Raw genomic sequence first — 16,697 nt, 5'->3', positions numbered from 1 at the left:
TTCAGTTCCACGAATGACGCGCAGGCAGCACGTGATTCAGGTGATAGTTGCCAAGCAGATGCAGCTTCCAGCGCACTGGATCGTGCAGCGTATGCGTGCGGGCGTTGCGCCAATGGCGGTCGAGGTTGTGCGCGGCACGCGTGGAAGCGGAACCGGCCAGTTCGAACAGCTTCTCGCTCGCTTCGAGCGCAATGCGGGTGGTCAGTATCTTGGCTTCGGCCACTGCCACCGATGCACGTGCGCTAGCTTCGGCATCGATCGTATGAGCCGCGGCAATCGCATCGAGCGTGCGCCCCGCCTCCTGCAGTACCTCATGGGCCGCGTGCAGGTCGATCTGCAGACGGCCGACATCCGCGATGATGTAGGGGTCGTCGGTTGCGTGCTCGAGGCCGGAGTCGACCCACGGACGCGCGCGTTCGCGCACGAAGCTCAGCGTATCTTCGACTGCGGCCTGTGCGATGCCCTGATCGATCGCTGCCTGAATCAGCTGTGACGTCGGCCCGAACAGGCCGGGACGTTTGGCAAGCTGCCAGATCGGCAACACGTCCTGTGGATCGACCGGTACCTGCTCGAATGTCACCGTGCCGCTTGCCGTCGTGCGTTGACCGAACGAACGCCAGTCGTCGACGACAGTAAGACCTGGCGCATCGCGCGGTACCCAGACCTGCACGGCGCGACCATCATCGTCCGTTGCGCGCGCGGGAACACGGTGCGCGAATAGCGCACCCGTCGAATAGAAGCGCTGGCCGTCGAGGCGCAGGCCGCCGGGCGTGCGGGTAAGCCGCGTCGTACCTTGCAGAATGGTTTTAACGCTAGCCGAGCGCCGTTCAGGGCCGGCGTTGCCCAGGCGCTGACCCGCGAGGACCTCGCCGTAAAGGCGCGCCTTCTGATCCGGTGTGCCGATCTCGCGCAACACGCCGAGCACACCGAAATGATTTTGCGGAATCTGCCCCAGGGCCGGGTCGGCCGCGCACAGGATCACAAAGACTTCGGCGAGCGTTGCGTACGAGACGTCAGCGCCGCCGTATTCGCGCGGCACGGTGATGCCGCCGAGGCCGCTTTCCGACCATAGATCGAGTTCGGCCCATGGCAGCAGACGTTTGCGGTCGCGCTCGGCAGCGCCTGTGGCGAACTGCGCTGCGAGCGCGTGCGCGGCGGCGAGTGCTCCTGCATCGCCGGCAATGCGCTGCACGCGGGCCGGGTCGGGACGCCGCGGCAACGGCGCCGCGGCAGAGGAAGCTTCGAGAGTGGACATGATGTTTCGTACCGACAGGTTGATACCCGTCCGCCCTTTGCACTCCAAGCCTTTGTCCGGCGAAGCGCACCGCCTGCGTGACGCTTGTGGCGGACAGGTCGAATCGTCTATTGGACCAGCCGGGACGTGCCGCGCCTACTATCGAATTGGAACTTGCTTATGACGATTTCCGATTTTCCAGGCGAGCCCCGACGCCAGGCCGAGGCTCACGCGCCGACATGCTCACGCAAGCGTGGCGTCCTTCGTCACAATCTTCTTGGGAATCAGCCTCAGTTCATAGAACGTATCGGCGATGCGCTGCTGTTCCGCGAGCACTTCGGCATCGACCGGTTTGTAGACGTGTGCGTAGTGCTGCAGGCCAGTCTGGATGATCGACGCGTCGAGGCCCTGAATGGGGGCAAGCTCGGCAGCCGCGGCAGCGCTGTTCTGCCTCACCCACTGCCCTTCCTTGCCGAGTTCTTCCATGACGATCGCGATCACGTTCTGACGCTTCTGCGCAAATTCACGCTGGCTCAGAAAGAACTGATGATGGCTCGCCACGCCCTGCGCATCGGCAAGCAGGCGTGCGTTGCTCTGCGCTTCGGCAGCGGCGAGAAACGGATCCCAGACCGCCCAGGCGTCGACCGAGCCCTGCTCGAGAGCGGCGCGCGCGTCGGCAGGCGCCAGATAGATCGGCTGGATGTCGCCGAAGTCGAGACCGTTCTTGCGCAGCAGCGCGACGATAAACCAGTGAACGTCCGAACCCCGGTTGAACGCCACCTTCTTGCCCTTCAGATCGGCAACGGTCTTGATGGGAGAGTTCTTCGCAACGACGACGCCTTCAGCATGAGGTGTCGCGACCTCGTACGCCGTGTAGACGAAGTCCGCGCCGGCAGCCTGCGCAAAGACCGGCGGCGCCTCGCCGACATAACCGAAATCGATCGCCCCGACATTCAGACCCTCCAGCAACTGCGGCCCGGCCGTAAATTCATTCCACGTGACCTTGATGCCGAGCGGCGTCAGCCGCTTTTCAAGCGCGCCATGCGCTTTTAACAGCACCAGCGTGCTCGCGGCCTTCTGGTAGCCGATGCGGAACTGATCGGCTTTGAACGTGGCCCACGCAGGCAGTGCCGTGCCCGCAAGCGTTGCGCCGAGTGCAGCAAGGAAGGTCCGGCGACCCCGGAGTGTCGAATGGTTCACTGTCGTGCGTCCATGATTGACGGATCGCGTCGGCTTCACTTGTAGCCAACGTCGTGAGTAGCGTGTTGGGGTACACCGGACGGAGCGCCCCGTTTCCAATGGAGCACGGAATCTTACGCGTCAACGGCAATGCGCCGAAACGATCTTTCGCGTTAAGCAAATATCCAATCGTGGATAGAGCCGCTTCACGCTTTTTATATATGCCTCAGCGGAGTTAGCAACGAACGGAAAAGTATTTGCCAGCAAGCTGACCTCTTGCATAGGATTCGGCCATCATCAACTCCATCACCACCGTGTCTCATGAATAAAAGAAACCTGCTTAAAACCGCGCTGGCCACTGTCGTGTTCGGCCTGGGCGTCGCCACTTCGCAACTTTCATTCGCAGCGCCGCAAACGCTGCGCGTGGGCATCATGTCCGGCGAAGACGAGGACGTGTGGCGCGTCGTTGCCGCAAACGCTGCCAGGCAGGGGCTGGTGATCAAGGTCACGACGTTCTCCGATTACACGCAACCCAATGAGGCGCTCTCGGAGCACGACCTCGACGCCAACTCGTTCCAGCACAAGCCTTATCTCGACGCGCAGATCAAGGCGCGCGGCTATCAGATCGTGCCGGTGGGCTTCACCTATGTGCAGCCTATTGGTCTGTATTCGCGCAAGGTCAAATCGGTTGCCGATCTTCCGGATGGCGCGACCATCGGCGTGCCGAACGATCCGAGTAACGAAGGACGCTCGCTGCTGTTGCTGCAGGCCCAGCATCTGATCACCCTGCGTGCCGATGTCGGCCTGCTGCCGACCGCCCGCGATATCGCGGACAATCCGAAGCACATCCACATCAAGGAACTCGATGCAGGTATCGTGGGGCGCGCCATCGGCGATCTCGACGCCGCCGTGATCAACACGGACTGGGCCGTCAAGGCGGGCATCAAGATTCCGCAGGAACGGATCGCCCAGGAACAGGTGACCGGCAATCCGTATCGCAACTTCCTCGCCGTCAATGCGAAGGACGCGAACGCGCCGTGGGTCCACGCGCTCGTCCAGAGTTATCAGCAGCCGAACGTGGCCGCTGAAATTCTCAGCGTTTACCACGGTGCGACGCTGCCGGCATGGAATGAGGCAAGCCACTAGGCACACCCTACAACCGCACGGTCACGCGCGAGTTTGAGCGTGGCCGTGTGGCCCCGCCGTTTTCCGTCGCTTCTGCTGCTGTAGAGACCTGTAGAGACTGTTTGTTGCCCCTCCTTCATGTCACGATCACCGCGCCATCGCGCGCGGCATCGATCTGACCAAACCGCACGACGCCGCCCGGCGTCCGGCCTGAACTCCGCAAAATGCGGCTCCCCATAGCCGAATCTGGCACAATTTACCCTCGCTAATCTCCCGTTCGACTTCCGGGCTGCGGGTGTAGCGTCATATCCTGGGCCGAATCGGGCAAAAAATGCATGTGTGGGCTCGCGCCCACGGACCAATCGTCAGAGAGAGACTTCGAAAATGGCCACTGTCACGCCACGTGCGAGCAACACGAACCTGCCGGGCATGCTCAGCAGCGGCCGGTTTACCCTGGGCACACGCATCGTGCTCTGCTTCGGCTTGCTTTTCCTGCTGATGCTGGTGATGGCCGTCATTTCATACACCCGGTTGCGTTCGATCGACGAAGAGGCCGTCAGCCTGCGCCGCGACTCGGTGCCCGGCCTCTACCTCGCCACCGCTCTGCGAGCGGCGGCCAACCAGAGCTATGCGACGCTGGAACGCGCGATCTTCGTCGATCCGGACGCGCAAGGCATGACGCGCGATCTCGATAGCCTGCCCGACGCGCTGCGCGCCTTCGACAAGGTTTCCGCCGAGTACCAGAGCACGGTGTTCCGCGACGACGACCGCGAACGTTTCAACACCTTCAAGGCCGCCTATGATCAGTATCTGGCGCTCTTCAACCAGGCGGCGAGTGCAGCTCGCACCTCGAAACCTGCGGCCCAGGCGCAATTCGTCCAGATGACACCCGTATGGGACCACCTGATCGTCGCGGCGAACACGCTGGTTGCGGAAAACCACGGCCAGGCCGATGACTCTGCCCAGTTGATCCGCACCTCGGTGAGCGGCACCGAAGTTACGCTTGCCACCGCCCTCGGCGTGGTATTGCTGGTTGCGCTCGTCACCGGCTACTGGCTCTTCAAGGCGGTCACGGTGCCGATGGCCCGGCTGGTGGACGTCCTCGACGTGATGCGCACCGGCAATCTGGCGCAACGGCTGAACCTGCGCCGCAGCGATGAATTCGGCACGCTGGAAAACGGCTTCAACCGCATGGCCGAGGAATTGACGAGTCTGGTTTCGCAGGCACAGAAGTCGTCGCTGCAGGTCACTACTTCCGTGACGGAGATCGCCGCCACGTCGAAGGAACAGCAGGCCACTGCCAGCGAGACGGCCGCGACCACCACCGAGATCGGCGCCACATCCCGCGAGATTTTCGCGACCTCGCGCGACCTGTTGCGGACGATGAACGAAGTGGCCGGTGTGGCCGAGCAGTCGGCTACGCTCGCAGGTGCGAGCCAAAGCGGCCTCACGCGCATGGAAGACACCATGCGCAGCGTGATGGAAGCCGCCGGTTCGGTGAATGCCAAGCTGGCCATCCTCAATGAGAAAGCGGTCAATATCAATCAGGTGGTCGCGACCATCACCAAGGTGGCCGACCAGACCAACCTGCTGTCGCTGAACGCAGCGATCGAAGCTGAAAAAGCCGGTGAATACGGCCGCGGGTTCGCGGTGGTGGCGACTGAAATCCGCCGTCTCGCAGACCAGACCGCGGTGGCGACCTACGACATCGAACAAACGGTCAAGGAAATCCAGTCGGCCGTTTCGGCCGGCGTGATGGGCATGGACAAGTTCTCCGAGGAAGTGCGCCGCGGCATGCGCGACGTGCAGCAGGTGGGCGGCCAGCTCTCGCAGATCATCAACGAGGTGCAGACGCTCGCGCCGCGCTTCCAGATGGTCAACGAGGGAATGCAGACCCAGGCCACCAGCGCCGAGCAGATCAACCAGGCGTTGTCGCAACTTTCCGAGGCGGCGCAGCAGACGGCGGAATCGCTGCGCCAGTCGTCGCAGGCGATCGACGACCTGACGCTGGTCGCCAATCAGCTACGCACCGGCGTGTCGCGCTTCAAGATCGACGCGTGACGCCGGCTACCCGCTAATCACAGGCCTTCGCGATGCTCTTCCTCCTGTTCGATCTGGACGGCGACCGCTACGCGCTCGATGCGGCTGGGATCGTCGAAGTGCTGGCGCTCGCGCCCACCAAGTCGATCCCTGGCGCCCCCGCGTGGGTAGCCGGCATGTTCGAGCGGCAGGGTGCAGCGGTGCCGGTAATCGACGTGTCGCAACTCGCACTCGGCCGCCCCGCGCAGCAACTGCGCTCTACCCGGCTGGTGCTGGTTCAATACAGCGCTGGGGATGGCGTCGCAGCGTCGGCGCGTGACGACAGCGGCGAACCGGTGAATCTGCTTGGCCTGATCGTCGAGCGCGCCACGCAGACGCGGCGCATCGCACGCGAGCAGTTTGCCGAAAGCGGTATCGCCACGCCGCATGCACGCTGGCTCGGCCCGGTCGCAAACGACGGCGTGGGTCTCGTGCAATGGGTCGAGGTACAGCAAATGCTTACCGACGAAGTGAAGGCGTTGCTGTTTCCGCAAGCCGAAGCAGTGCAACCGGCCGCCGGATCCTGACCTACGTGACGAGCGAGCCGCATGATGCGCACAATAACCTGAACCACCCCATGAATTCCAACGACCCCTGCTTCGAAACCTGGCTCTCCCAGGAGACCGGGATCGACGCGTCCTCGCTCGGCATCAATGCCCTCGAGCGCGCGGTACAGGACCGGGTGCGTCTCACGCAGTCCACCGCCCCCGTTACCGGCGTCAACGAAGACGCCGTAGACGGTTATTGGCGACTGCTAAACGATTCGCCCGAAGAACGCCTCGCGCTAATCGAAGCGCTGGTGGTCCCCGAGACCTGGTTCTTTCGCGACCGGGAAGCGTTTGTCGCGCTGGCACGGCTCGTCAATGAAAAGCTGGCACGCGATCCGGCCCGTGTGGCACGCGTGCTTAGCGTGCCCTGCTCGAGCGGCGAAGAACCGTATTCGGTGGCAATGGCTCTGTTCGATGCCGGGATCGGCCCGGAGCGTTTTACCATCGACGCGTTCGACATCAGTGCGCGCGCCATTTCGCTCGCGCAAAAAGCTGTCTATGGACGCAATTCGTTTCGCGGCGGCGAGTTCGAGTTTCGCGACCGCCATTTCAGCCCGGTTGACGGGGGATGGGTGCTGAACGAACGAATCCAGCAAGCGGTGCGTTTTACCCAGGCGAACCTGTTCGATCCGTCGCACAACACCGGCACGCGCTACGATTTCATTTTCTGTCGCAACGTGCTGATCTATTTTCACCGCGAAGCGCAGGATCGCGCGATCCATCTGCTCGACGCGCGACTGGCCGACGGAGGGACGATCTTCGTCGGACCCGCGGAAACCGGCTTGATGATGCGTCATACGCTGAGCTCGGCGCGCATTCCGCTGGCGTTCGCGTTTCAGCGCACACCGGTCGAAGAACCGCGTGCGCCGGCGTTCACCTCACCCGGTATGGCAGCGGCGGCGCCTCAGGCTGCGCCGCGGGCTTTCGGAGCTAAACAAGGTGCTGCCGCGCCCTCCTTTGCGGCGCGTCCGCAACCGGCCGTTCCGGCGCCGCGCACAGCGACCACGGCGATGCTTGTAAATGTGAGTACCCAATCTCCGGCAAACGTAACCCGACATGTGCACGGACACGGACCTGCCCGCGCACATGCGAAACCTGGCGCTTCCGCGGTTCCGGACGAGTCGCTCGCCGAAGCAGGCCGCCTCGCCGACGCCGGTGAATTCGACAAGGCGGAGCAAGTAGCACAGGCCTTCGTCAACGTGCACGGTACGGACGCAGAGGCGTTCTATCTTCTCGGCCTGATCGCCGACGCACGGGGGCGCACCGCCGACGCGAGCGACTATTACCGTAAGACGCTCTATCTCGAGCCCGCCCACTACGAAGCGCTCACGCACCTCGCCGCGCTGCTCGATATGTCGGGAGACAGCGCCGGCGCGCAGCAACTGATGCGACGTGCCCAGCGCGCCGCGGCCAAAGCGCACGCGATGACCACCGCGACAAGCGCCACGAAAGCAACGGATGACCCTTTGAATCTACCGCGAGGCAAGCATGGCTCACGGCGCCATTGAGACCACGGGCGTGGTCGCGTTGATCGACGATTGCTGGAATCGTATCGGCACGCGCGGCGACGGCACATGCCCGAAACTGGCTGAGCATTCGCGCTGTCTGAACTGCCCGGTGTTCGAGCAGGCCGCGGCACGGCTGCTCGACCGGCCGCTCGACGAAGCGGATCTGGCGCCTGCGACGGCAACTTCCGGACCGCGCGCACGGCCTCATGACGGCACGTCGCAAGCATCGACCGATACGGGCGCCGCGGTGGCGGCCACGCAATCCGCGCTGGTATTTCGCATTGCCGACGAGTGGCTCGGCCTACCGACGGCCGCGCTTCGCCAGGTCGACGACATCCGCCCGATCCATTCCCTGCCGCATCGGCGCAATCGCGTCGTCCTCGGGCTCGTCAATATTCGCGGCGCGCTGACCGTGGCCGCTTCGCTCGGTGAACTGCTGCATCTCGATCGCGCGTCAAGCGGCAAATACACGTCGCGTAACAGTTATGCGCGCATGCTGGTCGCCGCGCATCGCGGGGAACCGGTGGCTTTTCCGGTGGATGAAGTCGAGGGCGTGGTGCGCTTCGCGGCCAGTTCGCTGCTGCCCGTACCGACGACGCTCGCTCATGCCAGCGCCTCGCACTCGAGTGGCGTGCTCGCCTGGAACGGACGCACGATCGGCCTGCTAGACACCGACCGCGTATTCGAGTCGCTCGCCCGGAGTCTGCGATGAGTCACGACGACGATCTGGGCCGCCGGTCATTGCTCGACCTGTTCCGCGAAGAAGCGCAGACGCAAACGCGCGTGCTGTCCGGCGGCCTGCTTGCGCTCGAACACACACCGGACGATGCCTCGCAACTCGAGGCGTGCATGCGCGCGGCGCACTCGCTGAAGGGCGCGGCGCGCATCGTCGGCCTGCAGGATGGGGTGGATATTGCGCATGTGATGGAGGAATGCTTCGTGGCCGCGCAGCGCGGCACGCTGGTTTTGTCGGGCGCGCATATCGACGAGCTGCTCCGCGGAGCCGACCTGCTGCTGCGCGCCGGCAACGACGATCCGGCAGTTGCGTTGACGCGAGCGGAAGTGGACGCATTCGTGGCCCGGCTCACCGCGTACGGTGCGACTGAGGCTACGGCAACCAACGAGGCGCACCGTACGCACGCAGACATCGCGGCGGGCTCGCCGTGGGGCGACACCTATGCCGCTCCCGAAGAGCCGGACGAAGACGCGACGATGCGCGCTGCACTCGCCATCCTCGGCGTCGAGGTTGCCAGACTGCCAGTCAGCCTTTCCGACGAAGCAGCGCCGGCCGTGCAAAATCTTGCCGCCGAAGCGCCTGCGGCAGAGCCCTCCATCGCACCAACACCCGAGCCCGCACCGTTGCGTCCGTCCAGCCCCGACGTCCCACGCGACACCCCGCTAAACGTCCACGGCCCACGCGACCCCGAGCGCATGCTGCGGGTGCGCAGCGATAATCTCGACCGGTTGCTGAGCCTGTCCGGCGAATCCCTCGTGGAATCGCGCTGGCTGAAGCCGTTCGCGGAGTCGCTGCTGCGCGTCAAACGCACCCACCGCGATGCAGCGCGCGCGCTCGACACCTGTTTCGAATCGTTAGCAGAACGTCTCGATCCGCAAGCGCTGGCAGCGCTCGACGCCGTGCGGCAAACCCTCGGCACGATGCAGCATCTGCTGGCGACGCGCATCGACGAACTCGACCGGTTCGATCGCCGCAGCTCGCACCTCGCGCAGCAGCTATACGACGAAGCGCTGCAATGCCGCATGCGACCATTCGGCGATGCGACCCACGCCTATCCGCGCATCGTGCGCGATCTCGCCCGTTCGCTCGGCAAACGGGTACGTTTTTCGATCGTGGGCGAATCGACGCAGATCGATCGCGACATCCTCGACATGCTCGACGCGCCGCTCGGCCATCTGCTGCGCAACGCGCTCGACCACGGTGTCGAAACGCCCGAACAGCGTCTCGCAGAGGGCAAGCCGGCTGAAGCGACGTTGACCCTGGAAGCCCGCCATAGCGCGGGCAAGCTGCTCATCAGCGTGAGCGACGACGGCGCGGGTGTCGACCTCGACGCGGTGCGCGCGGCCGTCGTCAAGCGGCAACTGGCCGACCCGGAAACGGCCGCACGCCTGTCGGATCACGAGCTGCTCGACTTCCTGCTGCTGCCGGGTTTTTCGATGCGCACCGAGGTGACCGATGTTTCCGGACGCGGCGTCGGTCTCGATGCCGTGCACGAAATGGTCAAGGCCGTGCGTGGCACGGTGCGCATCGCGACCGAACCCGGCCACGGCACGCGCTTCGTTCTGCAGTTGCCGCTCACGCTCTCGGTGATCCGCAGCCTGCTCGCGGAGGTCGGCGGCGAAGCCTATGCGTTCCCGCTCGCACACGTGCGCCGTACGCTGGAGCTGGCCCGTGGCGACATCAATATGCTCGAAGGACAACAGCATTTCGCCTTCGACGGCCGGCCCGTCGGGCTCGTCACCGCGCACCAGTTGCTTGACACCGAGGCCCCCGCCGAAGTGCGCGCCAATGTGCCGGTGGTGGTGATCGGCGACGACCGGGGCACCTATGGCGTGGCGGTGGACCGTTTCCTCGGCGAGCGCATGCTGGTTGTCCAGCCGCTCGACAGCCGCCTCGGCAAGGTCAAGGACATCGCGGCCGGTGCGCTGATGGAAAACGGCGAAGCGGTGCTGATCGTCGACGTCGACGACCTGCTGCGCTCGGTCGACAAACTCGTGCGCGGCGGGCAGCTCGACAAGGTGCAGCGCGCCCAGGGCGTCGCCGCACGCACCCGCAAACATGTGCTGGTGGTCGAAGACTCGCTGACAGTGCGCGAACTGGAGCGCAAACTGCTGGAAAAGCGCGGGTATACGGTGACGGTGGCAGTGGACGGCATGGACGGCTGGAACGCGCTGCGCAGCACCCATTTCGATCTGGTCGTGACCGACATCGACATGCCGCGCATGGACGGCATCGAACTCGTCACGCTGATCAAGCGCGACACGCTGCTAAAAACGGTGCCTGTGATGATTGTGTCGTACAAGGATCGCGACGAAGATCGCCGCCGGGGGCTCGATGCCGGCGCAGACTACTATCTGGCAAAGGGCAGCTTTCACGATGAAGCATTGCTCGACGCGGTGCACGACCTGATCGGAGAAGCGCACACATGAACATCGGCATCGTCAACGACCTGCCGCTTGCGGTCGAAGCCATGCGCCGCGCGATCGCGTTGCGGCCGGAGCATCGCGTGCTCTGGGTCGCCACCGACGGCGCCCAGGCCGTCGACTTCTGCGTCGCCCAGCCGCCCGATGTGGTCCTGATGGACCTGATCATGCCGAAGTTCGACGGCGTCGAGGCGACCCGCCGCATCATGGCCCAGGCGCCCTGCCCGATCCTCGTCGTGACGAGCAGCGTTGGGGCGAACGCATGGCGAGTCTACGAAGCGATGGGTGCCGGCGCACTCGATGCAGTCGACACACCGACGCTCGCCGACCACCACCTCGCCGATGCGTCGCAGCCGTTGCTCGCCAAGATCGACCAGATTGGCCGCCTGCTCGAGAAGCCGGTGGTGACGCCCACGCCACGGGCCGCCGCAGCTGCCTCGCGCGGCGCGGCCCCGTTGATCGCGATTGGCGCTTCCGCCGGCGGCCCGGGCGCGCTCGCCGCGGTACTCGGCAAGCTGCCGGCCAATTTCGGCGGCTCCATTGTGATCGTGCAACACGTCGACAAGGCATTTGCCGAAGGCATGGCCCAATGGCTCGACAGCCAGACAGAACTGCCGGTGCGTGTAGCCGTGAGCGGCGATCGTCCCAGGCCCGGCGAGGTCTTGCTGGCCGCGACCAACGACCACCTGCATATCGCACGCAGCGGCTCGCTCGATTACATCAGTGAGCCGGCCAGCACGCCCTATCGCCCTTCGGTCGATGTGTTTTTTCACAGCGTGGTCGAGCACTGGTATGGCAACGCGATCGGCGTGCTGCTGACGGGCATGGGCCGCGACGGCGCAATCGGCCTGAAGGCGATGCGCGCGAAGGGCTACCTCACGATCGCGCAGGACGAAGCGACCAGCGCGGTCTACGGCATGCCGAAGGCCGCGGCCGCGCTCGATGCGGCGAAGCGCATCTTGCCGCTAGGCAGCATTGCAGGAGAACTGATGGCAAGCGTTAAATGATGATCGGGATGTACGAAGCGTATTGGCATGAATGGCAACACACCCGTGACGCGAGCTTGCGACACGGGTACGAACACGGGTATCAACATGGCAAATAATCAGTCTGGCTCGCCTGACCAGCGAGCCGCAGCAGCCTCCGCGACCGACGGCGCCGATGCGACGCTCGAAGCGGCACGCAGGACGCTGCAAACACCGCCTGCGGCGGAACAGCCGGTGATGGTGCTGCTGGTCGACGATCAGGCGATCGTCGCCGAGGCGATCCGCCAGGCGCTCGCGGGTGAGGACGGTATCGACTTCCATTACTGCGCGCGCGCCGATGAGGCCATGAAGGCCGCCGTCAACACGCGGCCGACGGTGATCCTGCAGGATCTCGTGATGCCCGGCATCGACGGCCTGACGCTCGTCAAAGCCTATCGCGCGACGCCCGCTATCCGTGATGTGCCGATCATCGTGCTGTCGACCAAGGAAGAGCCGGTCATCAAAAGCGCAGCCTTCGCGGCAGGGGCGAACGACTATCTCGTCAAGCTGCCGGACCGGATCGAACTGGTCGCGCGCATCCGTTATCACTCGCGCTCGCATATCAATCTGCTGCAGCGCGACGAGGCATATCGCGCGCTGCGCGAATCGCAGCAGCAACTGCTCGAAGCCAATCTCGAGTTGCGGCGGCTCACGCATTCCGACGGCCTGACCGGCTTGTCGAACCGCCGTTACCTCGACGAGTATCTCAGCGCCGAATGGCGCCGCGGCGCACGTGACCAGAGCGAAATGTCGTTCCTGATGATCGACGTCGACAACTTCAAGCTCTACAACGACACGTATGGCCACGTGGCAGGCGACGAAGTGCTCAAGCAGATTGCCGCAACTGTGGAAGCCTGCCTTGGCCGTCCTGGCGACCTGGCCGCGCGCTTCGGCGGCGAAGAGTTTGCGGTGGTGCTGCCGGGGACACCGCTTGGAGGCATCCGCACCCTCGCGGAAAAGATTCGCAGCCAGGTGGAGGCGTTACAGGTGCCACACGCGAATTCGTCGACGGGGCAGTATGTGACGATCAGTATCGGCGGGGCATCGGTTGTTCCAAGCGCAGAGTCGCCGATGACTTCATTGATCGAGGCAGCGGATCTGGCCTTGTACAAGGCGAAACGCGACGGCAAGAATCTGGTGGTGCTGACGGGGGATTGATACGGTGGTGGGCAACGGCCTCACCACCTTCGGCGTGTTACTTCACCGTCTGGATGACTTCGAAGCCTTCGAATTCGGGGTGCCCGAGATACAACGAACGGGTTTCCCCTCCGGCGTTGCGGTGCGCCGCGCGGAATGCATCCGAACTGGTCCAGCCTTCGAATGCCGCATGATCGGCCCAGACCGTGTGGCTGGAATACAGCACATGGTCCTCTTTCCGCGGCCCTCGCAGCAGATGAAACTCGATGAAGCCCGGCACGTCTTTCAGATGCGTGTCCCGGCTCGTCCAAAGCGTTTCGAACGCGCTCTCTGAACCGAGAGCGACTTTGAAACGGTTCATCGCGATGTACATGATGGATTTCCTCGGATCGGACGCGGTTTCATAGCCCATTGTGCACGCATGCGTGGACCACAAGCCGTAAGAAGCGGACCCAGAAACGGGCTCGCCGCGCCAGCTGACCAGCGTGCCGTGAGCCCGCAAGCGCCGCGCAGCGCCTCCCCTGTGGGGGTGGCTAGCTGCGCGGGATCGACGGAGCGATCAGGAGGCGTTAACCGCGTCCTTGAATGCCTTGCCGGCGACGAACTTGACCGTCTTGGCTGCGGCGATCTGGATTTCCGCGCCGGTTGACGGATTACGGCCGACGCGCGCTGCGCGCGACCCGGTCGAGAAGGCTCCGAAGCCGATCAGCTGAACGGTTTCGCCCTTGGACACTGCGCTCGTCACCGCTTCGATGATCGCGTCGATCGACTTGCCGGTGGCCGTTTTGCTTTCGCCCGTCGCAGCCGCAACTGCGTCAATCAGTTCCTGCTTGTTCATTGAACATCCCTTTCTGTATTGATAGAACCAGCGCCTTCAAACAGCGCCAGACCCGCCACCCTACCTCATCCAGGCGCTTCTGCGCAAACCCCCGGACCCTTGATTGCCCGGCCGCACGCGCCTTCAGCAGGTTACGACAGGCCGGCGGCCGGCTCAGTTCCCAGCTTCTGGAAGCCCTGTTTAGGGGCATCTGGACGCCTTGGAGGCGGCCGGGGTGGGCTGCCAGGCCACCTTGCATCACGTCGTGAAAGCGCGTCACACGTGGATTTTCGGCGTTGTTTAGTGGGTTTTCGCCGAAGTTCCGCTCTGCACAGCCTTACCCCGTCTTACGCTAACGGGCCGCCAGCCAAGCCGGCGTGAGGCGTCCGACGAGGTTTCGCACCGTCCCGAAGACGCAGCCCCGGTCAAATTGCCAAGTAAAATAGTCGAATAAACAGTTTTATAACGGGTTCATAAAAGGTTGCAGTGTGGTTCAACAACAGCAGGGTTTCCTTCTGACCCGACATTGGCGCGACACGCCGGCTGGCACAGAAGTCGACTTCTGGCTGGCGACCGCGAGCGGTCCGCACCACTTGCGCCTGCCGCCCCAGACGTCGGTGGCGTTCATTCCGGCCGAGCAGCGCGAGCTCGCCGAACGGGTATTGCGCAACGAACGCCAGTTCGAACTCCGCCCCCTAGCCCTGAAAGATTTTCATCAGCGTCCGGTTCTTGGGCTGTACTGCCGTCAATATCGCCAGTTGCTCAAGCTCGAAAAGCAGTTGAAGGAGTATGGCGTCGACGTCTACGAGGCGGACATCCGTCCGCACGAACGCTATCTGATGGAGCGCTTTATCACGGCGCCAGTCTGGTTCGGCGGCGAGCCGGATGGCGAAGGCCGCTGGCTCAACGGCGAGATGAAGCCGGACACCGCTTATCGTCCGGCGTTGAAGCTGGTCTCGCTCGATATCGAAACCACCGCGCACGGCGAGTTGTATTCCATTGCGCTGGAAGGCTGCGGGCAACGTCAGGTGTATATGCTGGGCCCAGCCAATGGCGATGCCAGCGGGCTCGACTTCGATCTCGAGTATTGCGAAAGCCGCGCGCGCTTGCTGGAGAAACTCAACGAATGGACCGAACGGCACGATCCCGATGCGATCATCGGCTGGAATCTGGTGCAGTTCGATCTGCGGGTCTTGCAGGAGCATTCGCAGCGTTATGCCGTACCGTTGCGCCTCGGGCGTGGTGGCGACGTGATGGAGTGGCGTGAACACGGCGGCAAACAGAACCATTTCTTTGCCGCGGCGGCCGGGCGTTTGATCATCGACGGCATCGAAGCATTGCGCTCCGCGACCTGGAGCTTTCCAAGCTTCAGCCTCGAATATGTGGCGCAGGAGCTGCTGGGCGAAGGCAAGGCTATCGACAATCCGTATCAACGCATGGCGGAAATCGATCGCCGCTTCGCCGAAGACAAGCCAGCGCTCGCACGCTACAACCTGAAGGACTGCGAACTCGTCACGCGGATCTTCGCCAAAACCGAGCTGCTGACGTTCCTGCTGGAACGGGCCACGGTGACCGGGCTGGCCGCGGACCGCAGCGGCGGATCGGTGGCCGCCTTCACGCACCTGTATATGCCGCTGATGCACCGTCAGGGCTATGTGGCGCCCAACCTCGGCGAGATTACCGAGGAAGCCAGCCCCGGTGGCTTCGTGATGGATTCGCAACCCGGTCTTTACGACTCCGTGCTGGTGCTCGACTATAAAAGCCTCTATCCCTCGATCATCCGCACGTTTCTGATCGATCCCGTGGGGCTCGTAGAGGGAATGAACAACCCCGATGAAAGCGCGTCCATCGTAGGCTTTCGCGGTGCGCGTTTCTCACGCAGCAAGCACAGTCTGCCCGCTATCGTGAGTCAGATCTCGCTAGGGCGCGAAGCCGCAAAACGGCAAAAGAACAAACCGCTGTCGCAGGCGCTAAAGATCATCATGAATGCGTTTGCCGGCGTGCTCGGATCGAGCGGCTGCCGCTTTTTCGATCCACGGCTCGTGTCGTCCATTACGATGCGCGGCCACGAGATCATGCATCGCACTCGCGAGCTGATCGAAGCGAGAGGCTACCAGGTCATCTATGGCGACACCGATTCCACCTTCCTGTGGCTAAAGCGGGCACGCTCCGAGGAACAGGCGGCGCAAATCGGCCGCTCGCTCGTCAAATACGTGAACGAATTCTGGCGCGAGCACCTGCAGCAGACGTTCGGTCTTGAGAGCTCGCTTGAATTGCAGTTCGAGACGCACTACCAGCGCTTTCTGATGCCGACCATCCGCGGCGCCGAACAAGGTAGTAAAAAGCGCTATGCGGGACTCGTCGCCAAACCGGACGGCAGCGAGGAAATGGTCTTCAGGGGACTCGAGACCGTGCGCACCGACTGGACTCCGCTCGCCCAGCAATTCCAGCGGCAGCTCTATCTGCGCATCTTCAAACGGCAGCCGTATCAGGACTTTGTGCGTGACTACGTCGAACGCACCGTGAGCGGAGAGTTCGACGAGTTGCTCGTGTATCGCCGGCGACTGCGCCGCAATCTCGAGGAGTACCGACGAAATGTGCCGCCGCATGCACGCGCTGCGCGGATGGCCGACGAGTTCAACCAGCGGCAAGGACGGCCGCTGCAGTATCAGAACGGCGGCTGGATCACGTATGTGATGACGGTGGCGGGTCCCGAACCGCTGGAGACCCAGCGTTCGGCGATCGACTACGACCACTATCTGACGCGCCAGCTACAACCGGTAGCCGACGCGATTCTGCCGTTTATGAACGACGATTTTGCTACCTTGATGACAGGGCAGAAGGAGTTGTTTTAACAGGTGTGCAGATGAAACCCGCCGCGTTTGA

13 protein-coding genes are annotated in these 16,697 nt (G+C 63.6%); 9 read left to right on the top strand and 4 right to left on the bottom strand.

Going from position 1 to position 16,697, the window contains the following annotated elements; genetic code table 11:
* Nucleotide 1: 1 nt before the first annotated feature.
* Both P3T17_RS32900 and P3T17_RS32895 read right to left on the bottom strand, forming a co-directional pair.
* Nucleotides 2-1,255: an SfnB family sulfur acquisition oxidoreductase gene (locus P3T17_RS32900; RefSeq protein WP_429410984.1), complete on the bottom strand. Its 1,254-nt coding sequence runs from the start codon at nt 1,253-1,255 to the stop codon at nt 2-4.
* Between the two features lie 222 nt (nt 1,256-1,477).
* The gene (locus tag P3T17_RS32895) at nt 1,478-2,434 is read right to left on the bottom strand and encodes a sulfonate ABC transporter substrate-binding protein (RefSeq protein WP_429410982.1); all 957 of its coding nucleotides are present in this window, start codon (nt 2,432-2,434) and stop codon (nt 1,478-1,480) included.
* Nucleotides 2,435-2,734: 300 nt separating this feature from the next.
* Between P3T17_RS32895 and P3T17_RS32890 the strand changes: the two genes are divergently transcribed.
* From P3T17_RS32890 to P3T17_RS32855, 8 genes are all read left to right on the top strand, one after another.
* On the top strand, nt 2,735-3,559 hold the full coding sequence (locus P3T17_RS32890; RefSeq protein WP_074268453.1) for a MetQ/NlpA family lipoprotein: 825 nt from the start codon (nt 2,735-2,737) through the stop codon (nt 3,557-3,559).
* Between the two features lie 363 nt (nt 3,560-3,922).
* Nucleotides 3,923-5,599, top strand: a complete 1,677-nt coding sequence (locus tag P3T17_RS32885) for a methyl-accepting chemotaxis protein (protein WP_429410980.1) — start codon at nt 3,923-3,925, stop codon at nt 5,597-5,599.
* 32 nt (nt 5,600-5,631) lie between these two features.
* Nucleotides 5,632-6,144 (top strand): chemotaxis protein CheW, encoded by a 513-nt coding sequence (locus P3T17_RS32880; RefSeq protein WP_429410978.1) that lies wholly within the window; start codon nt 5,632-5,634, stop codon nt 6,142-6,144.
* Between the two features lie 50 nt (nt 6,145-6,194).
* A complete protein-coding gene (locus P3T17_RS32875) occupies nt 6,195-7,673 on the top strand; it encodes a CheR family methyltransferase (protein WP_429410976.1) in 1,479 nt (492 codons plus the stop codon).
* Nucleotides 7,654-8,385 carry a chemotaxis protein CheW gene (locus tag P3T17_RS32870; RefSeq protein WP_429410974.1) on the top strand — a complete coding sequence of 244 codons (732 nt, stop codon included), beginning with the start codon at nt 7,654-7,656 and terminating at the stop codon, nt 8,383-8,385. Before P3T17_RS32875 ends, P3T17_RS32870 begins: the two co-directional genes overlap by 20 nt.
* Nucleotides 8,382-10,838, top strand: a complete 2,457-nt coding sequence (locus tag P3T17_RS32865; RefSeq protein ID WP_429410972.1) for a hybrid sensor histidine kinase/response regulator — start codon at nt 8,382-8,384, stop codon at nt 10,836-10,838. The genes P3T17_RS32870 and P3T17_RS32865 overlap by 4 nt, the downstream gene beginning before the upstream one ends.
* Nucleotides 10,835-11,839, top strand: coding sequence for a chemotaxis response regulator protein-glutamate methylesterase (locus P3T17_RS32860; protein ID WP_429410970.1), 1,005 nt, complete (start codon nt 10,835-10,837; stop codon nt 11,837-11,839). Before P3T17_RS32865 ends, P3T17_RS32860 begins: the two co-directional genes overlap by 4 nt.
* An 87-nt stretch (nt 11,840-11,926) precedes the next feature.
* Complete coding sequence (locus tag P3T17_RS32855; RefSeq protein WP_429411054.1) at nt 11,927-13,015, top strand: diguanylate cyclase domain-containing protein; 1,089 nt, start codon at nt 11,927-11,929, stop codon at nt 13,013-13,015.
* Nucleotides 13,016-13,052: 37 nt separating this feature from the next.
* Here the strand turns inward: P3T17_RS32855 and P3T17_RS32850 are convergent, their stop codons facing one another.
* Both P3T17_RS32850 and P3T17_RS32845 read right to left on the bottom strand, forming a co-directional pair.
* On the bottom strand, nt 13,053-13,367 hold the full coding sequence (locus P3T17_RS32850; RefSeq protein WP_074269445.1) for an antibiotic biosynthesis monooxygenase family protein: 315 nt from the start codon (nt 13,365-13,367) through the stop codon (nt 13,053-13,055).
* 186 nt (nt 13,368-13,553) lie between these two features.
* Nucleotides 13,554-13,832 (bottom strand): HU family DNA-binding protein, encoded by a 279-nt coding sequence (locus P3T17_RS32845; protein ID WP_074268460.1) that lies wholly within the window; start codon nt 13,830-13,832, stop codon nt 13,554-13,556.
* A 467-nt stretch (nt 13,833-14,299) separates the two neighbouring features.
* Between P3T17_RS32845 and P3T17_RS32840 the strand changes: the two genes are divergently transcribed.
* On the top strand, nt 14,300-16,666 hold the full coding sequence (locus P3T17_RS32840; protein WP_429410968.1) for a DNA polymerase II: 2,367 nt from the start codon (nt 14,300-14,302) through the stop codon (nt 16,664-16,666).
* Nucleotides 16,667-16,697: the final 31 nt, after the last annotated feature.

The organism is Paraburkholderia sp. GAS82, assembly GCF_050436285.1.
Lineage (GTDB): Bacteria > Pseudomonadota > Gammaproteobacteria > Burkholderiales > Burkholderiaceae > Paraburkholderia > Paraburkholderia phenazinium_B.
Note: the sequence above shows the minus strand (reverse complement) of the source record. Positions and strands in the feature narration are given on the sequence as shown.